Raw genomic sequence first — 18,375 nt, forward strand, 5'->3', positions numbered from 1 at the left:
CCACGCGGATCATGGAGGGGGCCGGGGGTGTGCGGGGGGTTGTGGCAGTGGAGTGCCGGTGGTTCGTCCACAGCCTGGCCGCAGGTGCTGTCCGGAACCGGCTGCTGCCGGTGAACTGCGCGGATGCGCATGGACGAGGCCGCCCGACTGGGTGCTCAGCTCGGCAGCAGCTGCCAGGGCGTGGTGAGCGCGCGTGAGCTGCGCGCGGCAGGTGTCGACCTGAGCGTCGTGCCGCGGCTGGTGGCGGCCGGGACGTGGAGCCGGCTGTGGCGCGGGATGTACCTCGCGCCCTCCCACCCGGCCGGTCCGCTCGTACGGGCCCACGCGGCGGTGAAGCATGCCGATCAGCGGCAGCCGGGCGCGCGTGCTGCGCCCCGCACCGTGCTCACCGGGCTCATGGCCGCGCAGCAGCTGGACATGCGCTGGGTGCCGGCGACGACCGGGTACAGGTCCTGGTGGGTCCGGCCGTTCAGCGACAGTCCAACCCGCAGGTCCTCGTACGACGAGCAGCAGACGTGTCGGCCATCCCGACCTGGAGCTGGGACGGCTACCCGTCGCCGATCCCGCACGACTGGTGGTCGACGGCGCCCGGGAGTGCCAGTCACTGCGCGACGTACGCGGGCTCGTGCTGGGGGCCGTCGCCGACGGTCACGCCGGAATCCCGGATCTGCTGGCGCTGCTGGATGCAGGCGCCGTGGCCCGCACCGCCTGGGCTCGTCGGGCAGTGCGGGACGCGCAGCGCGGGGCCGCCTCGCCACCTGAGGCAGAGCTGGTCGACGGGCTGATCGGCTGTGGGCATCCCTTCTACGTGAATCCGGAGGTCCGCCTGCACGGCCGCTTCGCCGGCTACCTCGACGTCTATCTGGTCGGCACCGGTGTGGGCGCCGAGATGGACAGCAAGGAGCGGCACGGGGAGCAGGAGCAGCTCGACGACACGCTGGGAAGGCACGAGAGCGCCACCAACGCTGGGCTGTCGTTGGTGCATGTCATACCGACCCGGTACCGCGCCGATCCGGCCGCCTTCCACGCCCGGCTGTTCGCAGCGGTGTCCGACCGGCGCCTCCGCGGGCTGGGCGAGCCGGCCGGGCTGGAGGTCGTGCCCCGCGGGCCGCTCCTGCGCTGAACCACGAAACGCCCCCCGCCCCGGGTGATCCACGCGGACTTTGGGGTGGATTGGTCGACTGAATCCACCTCAGACTTCGCGTGGATCAGCTGGGAGAAAGGGGGGATCAGCCGGGGGCTACTCCACCGTCACCGACTTGGCCAGGTTGCGGGGCTGGTCGACGTCCAGGCCCCGCAGCCGGGCGATCTCGGCGGACAGGACCTGCAGCGGCACGATGGTGAGCAGCGGCGTGAGCAGCGACTTGGTGTCCGGGACCCGGATGACGTGGGCGGCGTACGGCGTCACGCTGTCGTCGCCGTCGGTGGCGAGCACGATCGTACGGGCGCCGCGGGCGCGCACCTCCTGCACGTTGTTGACCAGCTTGGCCTGCAGCGCGTGCCGGGGCGCGATCACGACGACCGGCGTGCCCTGCTCGACCAGCGCGATCGGCCCGTGCTTGATCTCGCCCGCCGGAAACCCCTCGGCGCTGACGTAGGCCAGCTCCTTGAGCTTGAGTGCGCCCTCGAGCGCCATCGGGTAGCCGACGTGCCGGCCGAGGAAGAGCACCCGCGGCTCGTGCGCGATCTCGCCGGCCAGCTCGCGGACGCCGTCCATCCTGGCGAGCACCTCGACAACGAGGTCCGGGATCTCCTGCAGGTCGCGCAGGTGCGCGCGCACCTCGTCAGGGTCGCGGGTGCCGCGGAGCTGGGCGAGGTAGAGCCCGACGACGTACATCGCGGTGATCTGCGTCATCACCGCCTTGGTCGAGGCGACCGCCACCTCCGGACCGCCGCGGGTGTAGAAGGCGGCGTCGCTCTCGCGCGAGATGGTCGAGCCGATGGTGTTGGTGACCGCGAGGACCCAGGCGCGCTGGGAGCGCGCGTGCCGCAGCGCCTCGAGCGTGTCCGCGGTCTCGCCGCTCTGGCTGATGGCGATGACGAGGGTGCTGCGCCCGACCACCGGGTCGCGGTAGCGGAACTCCGATGCCAGCTCGACGTGGACGGGCAGCCGGCACCAGCGCTCGATGGCGTACTTGCCGACCATCCCCGAGTGGTAGGACGACCCGCACGCGATGATCACGACCTGCTCGAGGCCTCGCACGTCCTCGTCGCTCATCGCGAGCTCGTCCAGGTGCAGCAGTCCCTCGGCGGTCAGCCGTCCGCCGAGGGTGTCGCGGATCGCGCCGGGCTGCTCGTCGATCTCCTTGAGCATGAAGAACTCGTAGCCACCCTTCTCGGCGGCGTCGGTGTCCCAGTCGACGTGGTAGCTCTCGCCCTGGACGACCGTGCCGTCGAAGTCGGTCACCGTGACGCCGTCGCGACGCACCTGCACGACCTGGTCCTGCTCGACCGCACGCGCCTGCCGGGTGTGCGCGATGAAGGCCGTCACGTCGGAGCCGACGAAGTTCTCCCCCTCGCCCAGGCCGATGACCAGCGGCAGGTTGCGCCGGGCGGCGACGATCAGGTCGGGCTCGTCCCGGTGGCTGACGACCAGGACGAAAGACCCCTCGAGGTCCTTGCAGATGGAGCGCACGGTCGCCGCCAGGTCACCGTCGTACCGCTCTTCGACGAGGTGGGCGACGACCTCGGTGTCGGTGTCGGAGCGGCGCTCGTGGCCACGCTCCTCGAGACCCTGGACCAGGCGCTCGAAGTTCTCGATGGTGCCGTTGTGCACCACTGCGACGGCACCGGCGCAGTCGACCTGCGGGTGGGCGTTGGCGTCGGTGGGCGGGCCGTGGGTGGCCCAGCGGGTGTGACCGATGCCGAGGGTGCCGGGGAGGTCACGCTCGGCCAGCTCCTTCTCGAGGTTGGCGAGCTTGCCCGCCTTGCGCTCGACCTGTAGCGCGCCGCCGTCGAGGATGGCGACGCCGGCGCTGTCGTAGCCGCGGTACTCCAGCCGCCGCAGGCCGTCGAGCACGACCTCGAGCGCCGACCTGCCCCCGACGTAACCCACGATGCCGCACATGGCGCTGAGGCTAGCCGCCGCCCCGTGGTGTACCGCGTGGTTGGCCGGGTGGTCGCGGGGCAGGAGCCGATTCAGTCCACATCGCCCCCGGGAGGTCCCGTGTCGCACCCGCTCCGAACCCTGTTCGCCGCGCTCGCCGTCTCCACCGCCCTGTTCGGCTGCAGCGCCTCCGGTGAGGTCGAGACGGACCGCCAGGACAACGAGCGCGACGGTGGTGGCGGTGGCGTCGAACTGCCGGACGTCGAGGGCAGCGTCGGCAGCGGCTGAGCGCGGGGCGGCTGTGCACCGCAGCGGCTGAGCGCGGTGACTGTCCGGGCCGGCCGACAGCGCCCGCGTCTGGCGGGCGATGCGTGCTGGCCCCTGGGCGACCCTCGTCGCTACAGCTCCAGGTGCAGGCGGAGCGCCTCGTCGAGTTCGGCCATGACCTGCGCCGGCACGTGTCCCACGACGGGTCCGACCCGTAGCACGGTGACGGCTCGGACCTGCTCGACCTGCGCCTTCGCGTCGACCCGCAGTCCGGTCCGGTCGGCCGGTAGCAGGGTCTGGAACGGGAAGACCCGCGCGACGTTGCTCGTCACCGGCACCACGGTGATGACGCCGCTCCCCGATCGGCTGGCTGACGCGTTGGCACTGTTGTTGCTCACAATGACGGCTGGGCGGCGCGTTTTCGCCTCGCTGCCGCGTACAGGCTCGAGGTCCGTCAGACGCACCTCACCGCGCAGCATCACTCAACCCGTCGGCAGCCGTGCACTCCCAGGCGGACTGCTCGCCGGAGGACTCCCACTCGCTCCACGCCGCGGCGTAGTCCTGCTCGAGGTCGGGGTGGCGAAGGAGTCTGATCGCGTGCTGCACCGCTGCTGAGCGGGATCTCAGGCCGGATGCCTGCACGTACTCATCGAGCACGGCAACGTCCTCGTCCCGCAGACTCACGCTGAGCTTCATGCCTTGATGCTACCTCGGTAGCACTGCAGTGGCAACGTGAATACGTGGGTGGCGCGGCGCCCGCACCGCCTGCCGGGAACGCATCCGGCCGAGCTCGATACGCCACCCTCGGCCAGCACCGGCGCGGACTTGTTCCTTGGTCTGCGCGAGCACGCGGGGGCCATCTCCCTTCTCAGCCAGGTGGACGGTCGCACCGAGCTGGCCCGCGAGGACGACCCGGAGGTCGTGCGCGACATGGTGGACCAGCTGCTCGCGGCGCCTTGGCGCTTCGAGTCGGATCCGAACGCCGACCTGCGGATCTCCCTTCGGCTCGACGACGGCACGAGCGTGGACCGCGCGTACGTCAGCAGCAAGGGGCTGGTGCTGCGAGGCCTCCGGCTGCCGGACCGGCTGCGCGAGCAGCTGGCGGAGCTGCGCCGGTCAGGCTGACCGGGCCCGCAGGGCGCGCTCCAGGTCGTGCCGCTGCTCGGCGACGAAACGGCGCAGGCCAGCCGGACGCCGCTCGTCGAGCAGCACGGCGGTTCGGTCGAGCACGTCCTGCTCGACCAGCGTGGACGGGAACAGCTGCTGGGCAAGAGATCCTGCTACCTGCGGGGTGCGCGCCACCCACACGTCCGGCAGCTCGTCGACGTAGCGCTGCACGTACAGCCGCAGCAGCTCGTCCTGCCCCGGCTGCCAGAAACCCGCTGCGACCGAGCGACTCTCGTGGTTGGACAGCGTGGTTTCGCCGGTGACGGCCCGCCACGCCGCGGCCTTGGCGTCGGAAGATGGCCGGGCGGCGCGGGCGGTCAGCGCGTGCAGCTGCCCGGCCGCCGTCCGGTCCCGCGCCAGCTCCGCGTCGATCGCCGCCTCGTCCAGCCGGCCCAGAGCGGCCAGCGCCTCCACCAGCGCCCACCGCAGCTCGGTGTCGACGTCCAGACCTTCCGGAATCCGGCTGCCGTCCAGCAGCGCCTCCAGCCGCGGGGCCTGCTCGCCGTCCGCGGCGGCGGCGAACGCGCGGACCTGCGACAGCTGGCCGTCGCTACCCGGCGCCGCCTCCTGCGCGGCTGCCCACGCGGCCTGCGCCAGCTGCGCACGCAGGGCCGGTCCGTCGCTCGAGTAGAGGGTCGCTGCGGTACGGGCCTGCGCCAGCAGGGCTTCCACGACGGCCGAGTCGCTCTCGCCACCGACGTTGGCCAGCACCGCCCGTACGAACGCCGCCGCCGGCAGCTCGGCGTCGCGGCAGGCGTCCCACAGCGACGCCCAGCACAGCGCCCGGGCGAGCGGGTCGGGCAGCCGCCGCAGGTCGCTCAGCACCGTCGCAAGGGAGCGGTCGTCGAAGCGCACCTTGGCGAAGGTCAGGTCGCCGTCGTTGAGCAGCAGCAGGTCCGGCCGCTGCTCGACCGGCAGCGGCGTGCGCTGCCCGGTCACCTCGACCTCGAGCCGGTCGCGCAGCACCAGCGCGTCGCCGGCCAGGTCGTACAGGCCGACGCCGATGCGGTGCGGGCGCAGCACCTGCGAGTCCTGCTGCACGCCGGCCGCGCCGTTCAGCACCGGACGCAGCGTGCTCACCCCGGAGGTCTGCAGCCACGCCTGGGCCCAGTCGTCGAGGTCGCGACCAGCGGCCCGCTCCAGCTCGACCAGCAGGTCATCGAAGGTGGTGTTGCCGAAGGCGTGCCGCTCGACGTAGGCACGCACACCGGCGAAGAAGGCGTCATCGCCGACGGTCGCCATTAGCTGGCGCAGCACCGAGGCCCCCTTGACGTAGGAGATGCCGTCGAAGTTCAACAGCGCGCTGCGGCTGTCGGGCACGTCGCCCTGCACCGGGTGCGTACTCGGCAGCTGGTCGGCGCGGTAGCCCCAGGCCTTGCGGGTGGCGCTGAAGTCGGCCCACACCCCCTCGAACCGCGTGACCCGCTCGGTGGTCAGAAACCCCATCAGCTCGGCGAAGGACTCGTTGAGCCACAGGTCGTCCCACCAGCGCATCGTCACGAGGTCGCCGAACCACATGTGCGCCATCTCGTGCGCGATCACCATGGCGCGCTTGCGACGCTTTCCCTCCGTGACGCGGGAGCGGAAGACGAGGTCCTCGGTGAAGGTGACGGCACCGGGGTTCTCCATCGCCCCGTGGTTGAACTCCGGCACGAACAGCTGGTCGTAGCTGTCGCCGAACGGATACGGCCGGCCGAACGTCTGCTGCTGGAAGTCCATGCACTGCGCGGTGATGCCGAACAGCTCCTCCAGGTCGGCGTCCAGGTGTGGCGAGAGCGAGCGCCGGCAGTGCAGCCCCATCTCGATGCCGTCATGATTGCGGTACGTGCTGTGCCACGGTCCGGCAGCGAGCGTGAAGAGGTAGGTGCTGATCCGCTCGGTCGGGGGGAACGTCCAGCGCTGTCCGATGCGGGTGCCGCGGGTGTTGCCGACGACGGTCCAGTCCACCGGCGCATCCACGGCCAAGGTGAACGTCGCCTTGAGATCGGGCTGATCGAAGCAGGCGAAGATTCGCTGTGCGTCATCGAGGAAGCTCTGCGCCCATAGATAGGTCAGGCCGTCGACCGGGTCGACGAAGCGGTGCAGCCCCTCGCCGGTACGCGAGTAGGAGCAGCGGGCGCGTACGACCAGCACGTTGTCGGCCACCAGGTCGGGCAGCGCCAGCCGGTTGCCGACAAGCGGCCCGACGGGCCGGCCGTTGAGGGTCGCCTCGACCAGCTCGCCGTCCAGCTCGACGAAGGTTCCGGCACCCGGCCGGCTGCGGAACCGGACGGTGCAGGTGCTGCCGAAGCCGTCGTCGCCACCGGTGAGGTCCAGGTGCACGTCGTACGACGCGACCTCCAGCGTCGCAGCCCGTTCCCGCGCCTCGTCCCGAGTCAGGTTCTTCACCCAGGGGACCGTAGCCGCCCGGAGTTGATCTCCTGCGAACTGGATCGGCAGCGGACACGCCGGCGCGTCGGCTGCCGATCCAGTCGCCAGAAGATCGCCACGGGGACGCGGGGCAGCGGGCGCGGGGCAGCGGGCGCGGGGTGGGTGGCCGCTCCGCTCAGCCTGTGACGACCGCCGCGAGCCGCTGCGCCACCCCGTCCGCCTGTTCCGCACTCTCCGCCTCCACCATCACGCGGACCAGCGGCTCGGTCCCGGACGGGCGCAACAGCACCCGGCCGGACGCGCCGAGCAGCCCCTCCTCGCGCGCGACCGCGTCCAGCACGTCCGGGTCCAGCGCCCGCGTCCGGCCGGCCCGCACGTTGACCAGCACCTGCGGCAGCCGCGTCATGACCGCTGCCAGCGAGGCCAGCGACTGCCCGGTCTCGGCCATCCGGCCGAGCACGCTGAGGCCGGTGAGCAGCCCGTCCCCGGTCGTGGCGTGGTCCAGCAGCACGGTGTGCCCGCTCTGCTCGCCGCCGAGGACGTGCCCGCCGGCCCGCATGGCCTCGAGGACATAGCGATCGCCGACCGCCGTCTGCACCACGGTGATCCCGCGGGAGTCCATCGCCCGTACGAAGCCCAGGTTGCTCATCACCGTCGCCACGACGGTGTCGCCCGCCAACCGGCCGCGTTCGTGCAACGCCACGGCCAGCAGCGCGAGCAGCTGGTCGCCGTCCACGACCGTCCCGGCGGCATCGACGGCCAGGCAGCGGTCGGCGTCGCCGTCGTGCGCGAGCCCCAGGTCGGCGGCGTGCTCGACCACCGCCGCCTGCAGCAGCTCCAGGTGCGTCGCGCCGCAGCCGTCATTGATCCGCGCCCCGTCGCCGTCGGCGGCGATGGGCACGACCTCCGCGCCGGCCAACCGGTACACCTCGGGGGCGAGCACCGACGCCGCGCCCTGGGCGCAGTCCACGACGACCTTCAGGCCGGCCGGCCGCGCGGGCAGCGCCGCCAGCAACCCCTCGACATAGGACGCCACCGGGTCCGAGGCAGCCGAGATACCGCCGAGGCCGGTGCCGGTGGGACGCTCCCGGGCCGCACCCAGCCCCGCCTCGAGCGCCACCTCGACCTCGTCGGGCAGCTTCCAGCCGCCGGGCCCGAACAACTTCAGCCCGTTGTCCGGCATCGGGTTGTGGGAGGCACTGATGACCAGCCCGAGGTCGGCGCCGCCTCGGGCGCAGGCGTGCGCGACCACCGGTGTCGGCACCACCCCGAGCAGCTGCACGTCCACACCCGCGCTGGCGAAGCCCGCCGCCGCGGCCGCCTCCAACATCGGGCCCGAGGGGCGGGTGTCGCGGCCGATCACCGCGAGCGGGCGGCCCGTCTTGTCCCGCCGGGCCAGTAGCTCGTGCGCCGCCGAGCGCGCCACCGCGAGCGCCAGCTCGGGGGTGAGGACGTCGCCGTTGGCGCGGGCGCGTACGCCGTCGGTGCCGAACAGCCGTGCCATCGCAGATCCCTCTCGACATGCCACGAGGCGGCCACCCCGGTCCGGGTGACCGCCTCGGGGACGGACGCTCTGGCGCTTGTCTCGCCGGAGGCGGACTAGCGCTTGCTGTACTGGGGCGCCTTGCGGGCCTTCTTCAGGCCGTACTTCTTGCGCTCCTTGATCCGCGCGTCGCGGGTCAGGAAGCCCTGCGCCTTGAGGGCCGGCCGGTCCTCGGGCTCGATCTCGATGAGCGCGCGGGCGATACCGAGGCGCAGCGCGCCGGCCTGGCCGCTGATGCCGCCGCCGTGCAGGCGGGCGATCACGTCGTACTGCTCGGCCTTCTCGAGCGTGACGAACGGCTCGTTGATGGCCTGCTGGTGCACCTTGTTCGGGAAGTACTCCCCCAGGGTGCGGCCGTTCAGCTTGTACTGGCCGGTGCCGGGGACGAGGCGCACGCGGACGACGGCCTCCTTGCGGCGGCCGACGGTCTGGATCAGCTCTGCGGGGGCGGTCACTGCGAAACCTGCTTCAGCTCGTAGGGCACCGGCGACTGGGCCTGGTGCGGGTGGGTCGGCCCGGCGTAGATCTTCAGCTTGGACAGCATCTGCCGGCCCAGGGTGTTGTGCGGGAGCATCCCCTTGATCGCCTTCTCGACGATCCGCTCCGGGCGGGTCGCGAGCACGTCGGCGTAGGAGGTGCGCTTGAGCCCACCGGGGAAGCCGGAGTGGCGGTAGACCGTGGACTGGGCGGCCTTGTTGCCCGTCATGGCGACCTTGGCGGCGTTGACGACGACGACGAAGTCACCGGTGTCCAGGTGCGGCGCGTAGTACGGCTTGTGCTTGCCGCGCAGCAGCTGCGCCGCCTGGCTGGCGAGCCGGCCGAGCACGATGTCCTCGGCGTCGATGACGTGCCAGGCACGCGTGATGTCGCCGGGCTTCGGGGTGTACGTGCGCACAGGAACCGCTCTCTCAGGATGTCTTCGGGGCCGCGCCGGGCACACGTCAACTCGCCGCGCCGCGCAACAGCGGGCCACGATACCTGAGGCTGCAGCGGACAGGCAAAGCCGGAGCAGGTCCTCGCGGGCTGCAGTTTCCGCCGCGCCGTGCGCCGATCCCGACACCCGTTCCCGCAGCCGGCGGAATATTTGACAATTCAACGAGTTGTGCCGTAGTGATAGTTGCATACGCAAGCACAACTTCGAGGAGATCCCATGACTGCCCCCACCACCGCTCCCACCGCGCTGACCGGCGACTACGTCATCGACCCGACGCACAGCAGCATCGGCTTCACCGCGCGGCACGCAATGGTCACCAAGGTCCGCGGCACTTTCGAGCAGTTCGACGGCAAGGCGCACCTCGACGCGCAGAACCCGACTGCCTCCACGGCCGAGGTGACGATCCAGGTCGCCAGCATCAACACCCGCCAGGAGCAGCGCGACGGGCACCTGCGCACCAACGAGTTCTTCGACGCGCCGACCTTCCCGGAGATCACCTTCCGGAGCACCGGCGTCGAGGTGCTGAGCGAGAGCACCTTCGCGCTCACCGGTGACCTGACGATCAAGGGCACCACCAACCCGGTGAGCGTCGAGTTCGAGCACACCGGCGTGGCCACCGACTTGTACGGCAACGTGCGCGCCGGCTTCGAGGGCAAGACCGTCATCAACCGCAAGGACTGGGGCATCACCTGGAACGCCCCGCTCGAGACCGGCGGCGTCATGGTCAGCGACAAGATCACGCTGGAGTTCGACGTCTCCGCCATCCGCGCGTAGTCGACGAGCTGCCTCCGGCCGGTCCGGGCACCCTCGGGTGTCCGGCCCGGCCGCGTTCGCGCGCGGAGTCGTCCGGGCTCCGGCTACAGCGCATCGCCGGTCAGCCTCCGCAGCCCGCCGCGGGTGACCGCCTGCCGGGACAGCAGCTGGTCGTCCGGTGGGTAGGCGACCGCCTCGAGCGTCAGCCCGTGCGGGGCGGCGACGGCGACGACGGTGGCCCGCGCCCGCAGGGCCAGCAGTGACGCCGGCCACTGCGGCGCCCGCCTTCCCTCGCCGACGGCCAGCATCGCCCCGACGACCGAGCGCACCATGGAGTGGCAGAAGGCGTCCGCGGTGATGGTCAGCACGAGCAGCCCGGCGTCCTCGCGCACCCACTCCAGCCCGAGCAGCGCGCGGACCGTCGATGCCCCCTCACGACGCTTGCAGAACGCCGCGAAGTCGTGCTCCCCCAGCATCGGCGCCGCCGCCTGCTGCAGCGCGACGAGGTCGAGCGGGCGCGGCCAGGCCAGCACGTCCCGGCGCAGCGGGTCGACCGCCTCCGGCCCGTCGGCCACCCGGTAGCGGTAGGTGCGGGCCAGCGCCGAGAAACGGGCGTCGAAGCCGGCCGGCGCCAGGCTCGTCCGGCGGACCCGCAGGTCCGGCGGCAGCAGGCCGTTGAGCCGGCGCAGCAGCAGCGGGTCGGCCGCGAGCGCCTCCGGCAGGTCGACGTGCGCCACCTGCCCGCGCGCGTGCACCCCCGCGTCGGTGCGCCCCGCGACGGTCAGCCGCGGCGGGTCGGCGCGGACGACGACGGCGAGCGCGTGCTCGAGCACCCCCTGCACCGTCCGGTGCACCGGCTGGTGGGCCCAGCCCTTGAAGTCCGTGCCGTCGTACGCGAGGTCGAGCCGGACCCGGAGCGTGCCCGGCTCGGGGTGCCGGACGCGGGCGAGCCCGCCTCCCCCAGCGGGGGCGGCGGGCTCGTCGGGAGGTGCGGGTGCTACTTCGTGCCCTCGTCGTCGGCCGGCCCGGCCTCGGCAGCTGGCTCGCTGGCCGGGGTCTCGTCGGCGGGAGACTGCTCGGCAGCGGCGTCGTCCTCGGCGAGCGCCTGCTCGCTGGTGACGGCCTCGTCCGGGAAGTCCGGGCTGTCCGTCGAGGCGGCGCTGTCGGCTGCGTCCGGGAGGGCGGCGACGGGAGCCTCGTCGGTCTCGGGCTGCGCCGCGACGGCAGCCGCGGTCGGGCTCTCGGCTGCGAGCGCCTCGGCGGACTCCCGCGTGGCGCCGGTCGGCGCCTTCGTCGGAGCCGTCTGCGTGCCGCGGGCCCGCTCGGCCTCACCGACGGCCTGCTGTGCGACGGTCTGCGCCTCGACCAGCTCGATGATCGCCATCGGCGCGTTGTCGCCCTTGCGGTTGCCCAGCTTCAGGATGCGGGTGTAGCCACCGGGGCGGTCGGCGTAACGCGGGCCGATCTCGGCGAACAGGGTGTGCACGACGCTCTTGTCGCGCAGGCGCTTGAGCACCTGGCGACGGGCGTGCAGGTCGCCGCGCCGGCCGAAGGTGATCAGGTGCTCGGCGTAGGGGCGCAGCCGCTTGGCCTTGGCCTCGGTGGTGGTGATCCGGCCGTGCTCGAACAGCGCGGTTGCGAGGTTGGCGAGCATCAGCCGCTCGTGCGCCGGGCTGCCGCCCATGCGCGGGCCCTTGGCGGGAGTGGGCATGTCCTTCTCTTCTCAGGTGCGGGAGCGGGAGCTCCGTGGGGGCGCGTCGGCGGTCGCCGCGGCCCTGCCTGTTGCCCCTTGCGTCATGCTGAGCGGCCCGCCGCAGGCGGGGCCCAGCATGACGCAAGGGTCGTACTACGTGCCTAGAGCTGCTCGGTTTCGGCGAAGCCGGGATCGCCGTTGTCGTCGATGTCGCTGGCGGCGCTGACGGTCTCGTCGGCGCCCCAGGTGTTCACGACCTGGCTCGGGTCGAACCCGGGCGGGCTGTCCTTCAGGGCCAGGCCCATCGAGTGCAGCTTGACCTTGACCTCGTCGATCGACTTCGCGCCGAAGTTGCGGATGTCGAGCAGGTCGGCCTCGGAGCGGGAGACCAGCTCCCCGACCGAGTGGATGCCCTCGCGCTTGAGGCAGTTGTAGGAGCGGACGGTCAGGTCCATCTCCTCGATCGGCAGCGCGAGGTCGGCGGCCAGGGCGGCGTCGGTCGGCGACGGGCCGATGTCGATGCCCTCGGCCTGCTCGTTGAGCTCCTGCGCCAGGCCGAACAGACCGACCAGCGTCTTGCCTGCGCTGGCCACCGCGTCGCGGGGGCTCATCCCGGCCTTGGTCTCGACGTCGAGGATCAACCTGTCGAAGTCGGTGCGCTGCTCGACGCGGGTGGCCTCGACCTTGTAGGTCACCTTCAGGACCGGCGAGTAGATGGAGTCCACCGGGATGCGGCCGATCTCCTGGCCGGCCTGCTTGTTCTGCACGGCCGAGACATAGCCGCGACCGCGCTCGACGGTCAGCTCGATCTCGAGCCGGCCCTTGCTGTTGAGGGTGGCCAGGTGCAGGTCGGGACTGTGCACCTCCACGCCCGCGGGGGGCGCGATGTCCGCGGCGGTGACCGGGCCGGGCCCCTGCTTGCGCAGGTACATCACGACCGGCTCGTCGCTCTCGGACGACACGACCAGCTCCTTGAGGTTCAGGATCAGGTCCGTCACGTCCTCCTTGACGCCCGGCACGGTGGTGAACTCGTGCAGGACGCCGTCGATCCGGATGCTGGTGACCGCAGCGCCGGGGATGGAGGACAGCAGGGTGCGGCGGAGGGAGTTCCCGAGGGTGTAGCCGAAGCCGGGCTCGAGCGGCTCGAGGACGAAGCGCGAGCGGTTCTCGGAGACGGGCTCCTCGGTGAGGGTGGGGCGCTGTGCGATGAGCACGTGGTGTCCCTTCAGGACGTTCCGCGAGGTCCGCCATATGACCTCGCGAGGGGTGCAGCGGGTGGCGAGTCCGCTGCGGTGCCGGAACAAGGTGGTGCCAGAACTGTGGTGCGGACGTGCGGCGACGCCCGGAGCCCCTGAGAGGTGCTCCGGCCGCGGCCTGTTACTTGCTGTAGAGCTCGACGATCAGCTGCTCCTGGACCGGAGTGTCGATCACCTGGCGGGCCGGGAGGTTGTGCACGAGGACCCGCATCTGCGAGGCGAGGACCTCCATCCACGCCGGCGTCGGGCGGTCACCGGCGGTCTCGCGGGCGATGACGTACGGCGTCAGCTCGCGGCTCTTCGGGCGGATCTCGACGATGTCGCTCGGGGAGACCCGGAACGACGGGATGTCGACCTTCTTGCCGTTGACCAGCACGTGGCCGTGCCGGACGGCCTGCCGGGCGTGGTCCCGGGAGGTCGCGAAGCCGGCCCGGTAGACGACGTTGTCCAGCCGGCTCTCGAGGATGATCAGCAGGTTCTCACCGGTCTTGCCGGTCTTCTTGTTCGCCTCCTCGTAGTAGCCGCGGAACTGCTTCTCGAGCACGCCGTAGATGCGCGCGCACTTCTGCTTCTCGCGCTTCTGCAGGAGGTACTCGGAGTCCTTGGTGCGGCCGCGGCCGTGCTCACCCGGCGGGTAGGGGCGGATCTCGATCGGGCACTTCGGCGACTCGCACTTGCTGCCCTTGAGGAAGAGCTTCATCTTCTCGCGACGGCAGCGGCGGCAGTCGGCGCCGGTGTAGCGGGCCATGTCTAGGAGGTCCTTGTCTGATCGGGCCGAGCCGTACGGGCGGGGGCAGAGTTCATGGAGGTCAGACCCTCCGGCGCTTCGGGGGGCGGCAGCCGTTGTGCGGCACGGGGGTGACGTCCTGGATCGCGCCCACCTCGAGGCCGGCGGCCTGCAGGGAGCGAATCGCGGTCTCGCGGCCGGAGCCGGGACCCCGCACGAAGACGTCGACCTTCTTCATGCCGTGCTCCTGCGCCTTGCGGGCGCAGTTCTCGGCCGCCATCTGAGCGGCGAACGGTGTCGACTTGCGCGAGCCCTTGAAGCCGACGTGACCGGCGGAGGCCCAGCTGATGACGTTGCCCTGCGGGTCGGTGATCGAGACGATGGTGTTGTTGAACGTCGACTTGATGTGGGCCTGCCCGTGCGCGATGTTCTTCTTCTCCTTGCGCCGGACCTTCTTGACGCCGGTGCCGGTACGGGTCTTGGGGGGCATCAGTACTTCTCCAAGCTGAGGTGGTCGATGACGAGCTGCGCTGAGCGGGTCGCCACTATTTCTTCGGCTTCTTCTTGCCGGCGACGGTCTTCTTCGGACCCTTGCGGGTCCGCGCGTTGGTGTGCGTGCGCTGGCCGTGGACCGGCAGGCCGCGGCGGTGCCGGATGCCCTGGTAGGAGCCGATCTCGATCTTGCGGCGGATGTCGCTCGCGATCTCGCGGCGGAGGTCACCCTCGACCTTGTAGTTCGTGTCGATCCAGTCACGAAGCGTGACCAGGTCCTCGTCGGAGAGGTCCTTCACGCGGACGTCCGGGCTGACGCCGGTCTGCGCCAGAGTCTCCTGGGCCCGGGTGCGACCGATCCCGAAGATGTAGGTGAGCGCGATCTCGAGCCGCTTCTCGCGGGGGAGGTCGACGCCGGCAAGACGTGCCATGCGGGCTGGTTCTCTCTTCCTGTACGCGGAGGTCTGAGGCGCATCCGTCCCTGCCATGCCTGATGCTCGATGAGCAGGGCACCGGCCTCCGACCGGTGGTTCCGCCTCGGCTGAGACGGGTGGAGCGCGAGGGTGCGCTGGCCTGCTGCTAGCCCTGCCGCTGCTTGTGCCGCGCGGTGGAGCTGCAGATGACCATGACGCGGCCGTTGCGACGGATGACCTTGCACTTGTCGCAGATCGGCTTGACGCTGGGCTTGACCTTCACTGTTCGCCTTCCTTGGGCATCTCAGCCTGATCTACTTGTAGCGGTAGACGATGCGGCCGCGGGTCAGGTCGTAGGGCGAGAGCTCCACGACCACGCGGTCCTCGGGGAGGATGCGGATGTAGTGCTGCCGCATCTTGCCGCTGATGTGGGCCAGGACCTTGTGGCCGTTCTCCAGCTCCACCCGGAACATCGCGTTGGGCAGCGGCTCGACCACACGGCCCTCGATCTCGATGGCCCCGTCCTTCTTCGGCATGTCCTCTGTTTCGTCTAAGGCGGATCCGGCTGTGTTCGTGTCACTGTGTTCGTGTCACTGTGTGCGTGCAGGATGGTGCTGGTGCAGGCGGGAAGCTGATTGCCTCCCTGCGCGCGGGCATGACGTGACCCCGGAGCGCAGTCCGAAGGAGCAGTCTACGTCCGTCTGCGGCCGATCACAAACGAGGTACCGGTCACGTCGGTGTGCCGAGGCGGCCGGCGCCGCCGTCCAGCGCCGTGAGCACCCACGGCCCCTGCGGGGTCACGGCCACCGTGTGCTCCCAGTGGGCGGCCTGCCGGCCGTCGGCGGTGACCACCGTCCAGCCGTCCTCGAGTTCGACGACGTCCGGCATCCCGAGGGTGGCCATCGGCTCGACCGCCAGCACGAGGCCGGGTTCGAGCGCCATGCCGTGGCCGGACCCTCTCGGCGCGAGGTTCGGCACGTTCGGCGGCTCGTGCATTGACGTCCCGATGCCGTGGCCGGTGTAGTCCTCGAGCAGGCCGTAGCCGTGCGGACGTACGACGCTCTCCACCGCGTGGCCGATGTCGGACAACCGCCCGCCCGGACGCACCGCCGCGAGCCCCGCCCAGAGCGCCTCCTCGGTCACCCGCGAGAGCGCCAGCAGCTCCGGGCTGCACTCCCCGACCGGCACCGTCACCGCCGCGTCGCCGTGCCAGCCGCCCAGGATGGCGCCGCAGTCGATGCTGAGCAGCTCACCCTCGCGCAGCACCCGCTCGTCCGAGGGGATGCCGTGGACGACCTCGGCGCCTGCGGAGGCGCAGATCGAGCCGGGGAAGCCGTGGTAGCCGAGGAAGGACGGGACGGCGCCCTCGGCGCGGATCGACTGCTCGGCGAGGCGGTCCAGCTCGCCGGTGGTGACGCCGGGGCGCACGGCGGCGGCGAGCCGCTCGAGCGTGCGGGCGACGACCAGGCCGGCGGCGCGCATGAGCGCGACCTGCTCGCCGGTCTTGATGGTCACCCCGCGGGGACGCCGGGTGCCGCGGCCCATCAGGCCGGGTGCGGGTGGGGTCCGTGCTCGAACGGCCGCAGCGCGTCGATGGCCCGCTGAGTGACGTCGTCCACCGGACCGGTGGCGTCGATGCCGACGAGCAGCCCGCGCCCGGCGTAGAAGGACACCAGCGGTGCGGTCGACTCGGCGTAGACCTCGAGCCGGTTCGCGATCGTCTCGGCCTGATCATCGTCGCGCTGGTAGAGCTCGCCGTTGTCCAGGTCGCAGACGCCCGGCTCCTGCGGCGGGTCGAAGTCGACGTGCCAGATGTGGTTGCAGGTCCGGCAGGTGCGCCGGCCGGACAGCCGCCGGATCACCTCGTCGTCGTCGACGACCAGCTCGAGCACGACGTCGAGCTTGGTCTGCGCCGTGTCGCGCAGGATGTCCTCCAGCGTCTCGGCCTGCGGCACGGTGCGCGGGAAGCCGTCGAGCAGGAAGCCGCGGGCGGCGTCCGGCTCGGTCAGCCGGTTGCGGACCATCTCGATGGTGACGTCGTCCGGCACCAGGTCACCGCGGTCCATGAAGGCCTTGGCCTGCACGCCCAGCGGGGTGCCCTGGCTGACGTTCGCCCGAAAGATGTCTCCCGTCGAGATCTTGGGCACAACGCAGTGCTCGGCGATGTATTGGGCCTGGGTCCCCTTGCCCGCTCCGGGGGGCCCGACCAGGACGAGGCGCACTAGCGCAGGAAACCTTCGTAGTTGCGCAGCATGAGCTGGCTCTCGACCTGCTTCACCGTCTCCAGTCCGACGCCGACGATGATCAGGACAGCTGCCCCGCCGAACGGGATCTGGTCACCGGCGCCGGTCAGCCCGAACAGCATGTACGGCAGGACGGCGACCAGGCCGAGGTAGACGGCGCCGAAGGAGGTGACCCGCGACAGGATGTAGTCGAGGTACTCGGCGGTGGCCCGGCCGGGGCGGATGCCGGGGATGAAGCCGCCGTACTTCTTCATGTTGTCGCTGACCTCGACCGGGTTGAAGGTGATCGCCACGTAGAAGAACGTGAAGAAGACGATCAGGCCGAAGTAGATCAGCAGGTAGACCGGATTTCCCGGGTCGACCAGGTAGGTGTTGATGATGCGGGTGAAGGTCGCGTTGCCCGTCCAGACATTGCTGAGCAGCTGCGGCAGGTAGAGCAGCGAACTCGCAAAGATCACCGGGATGATGCCGGCCTGGTTGACCTTCAGCGGGATGTACGTGGAGGTGCCGCCGTAGGCGCGTCGGCCGATCATGCGCTTGGCGTACTGCACCGGGATGCGGCGCTGGGCCTGCTCGACGTAGACGACCAGGGTGATGACGATGAGCGCGAGCAGCGCGATGGCGATGACCGTGAACGGGCCGTTCTCACTCTGGTAGAGCCGGACGCCCTGCCCCGGGATCGAGCTGATGATCGAGGTGAAGATCAGCACCGACATGCCGTTGCCGACGCCTCGGTCGGTGATCAGCTCGCCGAGCCACATGATGACGGCGGTGCCGGCCGTCATGGTGAGGATCAGCAACAGGACGCGGACCAGCGAGTCGTCCGGGATCACCCGGATGCTGGGGTCCGGGAACAGCCGCCCCGAGCGGGCCAGCGCGATGATGCCGGTCGACTGAAGCACCGCCAGTGCGACCGTGAGGTAGCGGGTGTACTGCGTGATCTTGGCCTGGCCGGCCTGCCCCTCCTTCTTCAGCTCCTCCAGGCGGGGGATCACCACCACGAGGAGCTGGAAGATGATCGATGCCGTGATGTACGGCATGATCCCGAGCGCGAAGATCGACAGCTGCAGGAGCGCCCCGCCACTGAACAGGTTGACCAACCCGTACAGCGAATTGCCCTCCGCGCTCTCGAGGGCACGCTGGATCGCCACGTAGGAGACGCCCGGCCCCGGGATGAACGACCCGAGCCGGTAGATCGCGATGATGGACAGCGTGAAGAGGATCTTCCGGCGCAGGTCGGGCGTCTTGAAGGCCCGACCGAAGGCGGTGAGCACGGCTCCTCCTGGCGTCCGTCCGTGCGGGCACGGGCGGGTCGTGAGCTCCCGGAGCGCCGGGCGCTGCGGGGGCGGGGGTCGGTCAGGGGCGGGCGCGATCCGGATAGGGCAGGCGAGCTGCCCGCACGGCGACTGTAACAGCCGCCCCGAACCGGACTTCCGGGCCGCGCAGGCGCCGAGAGCGGGCGGCGAGGCCG

The 18,375-nt window shown here is 71.1% G+C and carries 21 protein-coding genes and 1 pseudogene; 4 read left to right on the forward strand and 18 right to left on the reverse strand.

What is annotated here, in order from left to right; all coding sequences use genetic code 11:
• Positions 1 to 574: 574 nt before the first annotated feature.
• On the forward strand, positions 575 to 1,123 hold the full coding sequence (locus tag WD794_00415; GenBank protein MEX2288774.1) for a hypothetical protein: 549 nt from the start codon (positions 575 to 577) through the stop codon (positions 1,121 to 1,123).
• 117 nt (positions 1,124 to 1,240) lie between these two features.
• Here WD794_00415 and glmS read toward each other — a convergent pair whose 3' ends face one another.
• Complete coding sequence (gene glmS / locus WD794_00420; protein MEX2288775.1) at positions 1,241 to 3,067, reverse strand: glutamine--fructose-6-phosphate transaminase (isomerizing); 1,827 nt, start codon at positions 3,065 to 3,067, stop codon at positions 1,241 to 1,243.
• A 99-nt stretch (positions 3,068 to 3,166) separates the two neighbouring features.
• Here glmS and WD794_00425 point away from each other — a divergent pair, with 99 nt between their 5' ends.
• Positions 3,167 to 3,334 (forward strand): hypothetical protein, encoded by a 168-nt coding sequence (locus tag WD794_00425; protein ID MEX2288776.1) that lies wholly within the window; start codon positions 3,167 to 3,169, stop codon positions 3,332 to 3,334.
• A gap of 110 nt (positions 3,335 to 3,444) precedes the next feature.
• Here the strand turns inward: WD794_00425 and WD794_00430 are convergent, their stop codons facing one another.
• Both WD794_00430 and WD794_00435 read right to left on the reverse strand, forming a co-directional pair.
• On the reverse strand, positions 3,445 to 3,795 hold the full coding sequence (locus WD794_00430; protein MEX2288777.1) for a type II toxin-antitoxin system PemK/MazF family toxin: 351 nt from the start codon (positions 3,793 to 3,795) through the stop codon (positions 3,445 to 3,447).
• Complete coding sequence (locus WD794_00435) at positions 3,779 to 4,009, reverse strand: ribbon-helix-helix domain-containing protein (protein MEX2288778.1); 231 nt, start codon at positions 4,007 to 4,009, stop codon at positions 3,779 to 3,781. Before WD794_00435 ends, WD794_00430 begins: the two co-directional genes overlap by 17 nt.
• 36 nt (positions 4,010 to 4,045) lie before the next feature.
• On the opposite strand from WD794_00435, the gene WD794_00440 reads away from it, so the two are divergent.
• Positions 4,046 to 4,438 (forward strand): hypothetical protein, encoded by a 393-nt coding sequence (locus WD794_00440; protein ID MEX2288779.1) that lies wholly within the window; start codon positions 4,046 to 4,048, stop codon positions 4,436 to 4,438.
• On the opposite strand, the gene pepN is transcribed toward WD794_00440, so the two are convergent.
• From pepN to rplM, 4 genes and pseudogenes are all read right to left on the reverse strand, one after another.
• Positions 4,430 to 6,868, reverse strand: coding sequence for an aminopeptidase N (gene pepN, locus WD794_00445; GenBank protein ID MEX2288780.1), 2,439 nt, complete (start codon positions 6,866 to 6,868; stop codon positions 4,430 to 4,432). The genes WD794_00440 and pepN overlap by 9 nt on opposite strands.
• 157 nt (positions 6,869 to 7,025) lie before the next feature.
• Complete coding sequence (gene glmM / locus WD794_00450; GenBank protein ID MEX2288781.1) at positions 7,026 to 8,354, reverse strand: phosphoglucosamine mutase; 1,329 nt, start codon at positions 8,352 to 8,354, stop codon at positions 7,026 to 7,028.
• Positions 8,355 to 8,449: 95 nt separating this feature from the next.
• A pseudogene (gene rpsI, locus WD794_00455) lies at positions 8,450 to 8,827 on the reverse strand (30S ribosomal protein S9).
• Between the two features lie 17 nt (positions 8,828 to 8,844).
• Complete coding sequence (gene rplM, locus WD794_00460) at positions 8,845 to 9,288, reverse strand: 50S ribosomal protein L13 (GenBank protein MEX2288782.1); 444 nt, start codon at positions 9,286 to 9,288, stop codon at positions 8,845 to 8,847.
• Positions 9,289 to 9,543: 255 nt separating this feature from the next.
• Here rplM and WD794_00465 point away from each other — a divergent pair, with 255 nt between their 5' ends.
• Positions 9,544 to 10,101: a YceI family protein gene (locus WD794_00465; protein MEX2288783.1), complete on the forward strand. Its 558-nt coding sequence runs from the start codon at positions 9,544 to 9,546 to the stop codon at positions 10,099 to 10,101.
• An 83-nt stretch (positions 10,102 to 10,184) separates the two neighbouring features.
• Here WD794_00465 and WD794_00470 read toward each other — a convergent pair whose 3' ends face one another.
• The 11 genes from WD794_00470 to secY all read right to left on the reverse strand — a co-directional run bounded on the left by WD794_00470 (position 10,185) and on the right by secY (position 18,178).
• Entirely contained in the window at positions 10,185 to 10,934 is a 750-nt protein-coding gene (locus WD794_00470) for a tRNA pseudouridine synthase A (GenBank protein MEX2288784.1), read from the reverse strand.
• 143 nt (positions 10,935 to 11,077) lie between these two features.
• Positions 11,078 to 11,791 carry a 50S ribosomal protein L17 gene (rplQ, locus tag WD794_00475; GenBank protein MEX2288785.1) on the reverse strand — a complete coding sequence of 238 codons (714 nt, stop codon included), beginning with the start codon at positions 11,789 to 11,791 and terminating at the stop codon, positions 11,078 to 11,080.
• 143 nt (positions 11,792 to 11,934) lie between these two features.
• Positions 11,935 to 12,987 (reverse strand): DNA-directed RNA polymerase subunit alpha, encoded by a 1,053-nt coding sequence (locus WD794_00480; protein ID MEX2288786.1) that lies wholly within the window; start codon positions 12,985 to 12,987, stop codon positions 11,935 to 11,937.
• A 163-nt stretch (positions 12,988 to 13,150) separates the two neighbouring features.
• Positions 13,151 to 13,777 (reverse strand): 30S ribosomal protein S4, encoded by a 627-nt coding sequence (rpsD, locus tag WD794_00485; GenBank protein MEX2288787.1) that lies wholly within the window; start codon positions 13,775 to 13,777, stop codon positions 13,151 to 13,153.
• A gap of 61 nt (positions 13,778 to 13,838) precedes the next feature.
• Positions 13,839 to 14,246 (reverse strand): 30S ribosomal protein S11, encoded by a 408-nt coding sequence (gene rpsK / locus WD794_00490; protein MEX2288788.1) that lies wholly within the window; start codon positions 14,244 to 14,246, stop codon positions 13,839 to 13,841.
• A 55-nt stretch (positions 14,247 to 14,301) separates the two neighbouring features.
• The gene (rpsM, locus tag WD794_00495; GenBank protein ID MEX2288789.1) at positions 14,302 to 14,679 is read right to left on the reverse strand and encodes a 30S ribosomal protein S13; all 378 of its coding nucleotides are present in this window, start codon (positions 14,677 to 14,679) and stop codon (positions 14,302 to 14,304) included.
• 148 nt (positions 14,680 to 14,827) lie between these two features.
• Complete coding sequence (gene rpmJ / locus WD794_00500; protein MEX2288790.1) at positions 14,828 to 14,944, reverse strand: 50S ribosomal protein L36; 117 nt, start codon at positions 14,942 to 14,944, stop codon at positions 14,828 to 14,830.
• A 31-nt stretch (positions 14,945 to 14,975) separates the two neighbouring features.
• Positions 14,976 to 15,197: a translation initiation factor IF-1 gene (gene infA / locus WD794_00505; GenBank protein MEX2288791.1), complete on the reverse strand. Its 222-nt coding sequence runs from the start codon at positions 15,195 to 15,197 to the stop codon at positions 14,976 to 14,978.
• A 193-nt stretch (positions 15,198 to 15,390) separates the two neighbouring features.
• Positions 15,391 to 16,176, reverse strand: a complete 786-nt coding sequence (gene map, locus WD794_00510; GenBank protein MEX2288792.1) for a type I methionyl aminopeptidase — start codon at positions 16,174 to 16,176, stop codon at positions 15,391 to 15,393.
• Between the two features lie 29 nt (positions 16,177 to 16,205).
• A complete protein-coding gene (locus tag WD794_00515; protein ID MEX2288793.1) occupies positions 16,206 to 16,883 on the reverse strand; it encodes an adenylate kinase in 678 nt (225 codons plus the stop codon).
• Complete coding sequence (secY, locus tag WD794_00520) at positions 16,883 to 18,178, reverse strand: preprotein translocase subunit SecY (GenBank protein MEX2288794.1); 1,296 nt, start codon at positions 18,176 to 18,178, stop codon at positions 16,883 to 16,885. Before secY ends, WD794_00515 begins: the two co-directional genes overlap by 1 nt.
• Positions 18,179 to 18,375 lie beyond the last annotated feature (197 nt).

It is taken from the genome of Mycobacteriales bacterium, from assembly GCA_040902655.1.
Taxonomy (GTDB): Bacteria; Actinomycetota; Actinomycetes; order Mycobacteriales; family SCTD01; genus SCTD01.

Bases quoted from the DNA above. Each gene is read 5' to 3' on its own strand.
- glmS (MEX2288775.1), bottom strand. From the start codon at position 3,067: ATGTGCGGCATCGTGGGTTACGTCGGGGGCAGGTCGGCGCTCGAGGTC.
- WD794_00435 (MEX2288778.1), bottom strand. From the start codon at position 4,009: ATGAAGCTCAGCGTGAGTCTGCGGGACGAGGACGTTGCCGTGCTCGAT.
- glmM (MEX2288781.1), bottom strand. From the start codon at position 8,354: ATGGCACGGCTGTTCGGCACCGACGGCGTACGCGCCCGCGCCAACGGC.
- WD794_00465 (MEX2288783.1), top strand. From the start codon at position 9,544: ATGACTGCCCCCACCACCGCTCCCACCGCGCTGACCGGCGACTACGTC.
- rplQ (MEX2288785.1), bottom strand. From the start codon at position 11,791: ATGCCCACTCCCGCCAAGGGCCCGCGCATGGGCGGCAGCCCGGCGCAC.
- rpsD (MEX2288787.1), bottom strand. From the start codon at position 13,777: ATGGCCCGCTACACCGGCGCCGACTGCCGCCGCTGCCGTCGCGAGAAG.
- rpsK (MEX2288788.1), bottom strand. From the start codon at position 14,246: ATGCCCCCCAAGACCCGTACCGGCACCGGCGTCAAGAAGGTCCGGCGC.
- rpsM (MEX2288789.1), bottom strand. From the start codon at position 14,679: ATGGCACGTCTTGCCGGCGTCGACCTCCCCCGCGAGAAGCGGCTCGAG.
- infA (MEX2288791.1), bottom strand. From the start codon at position 15,197: ATGCCGAAGAAGGACGGGGCCATCGAGATCGAGGGCCGTGTGGTCGAG.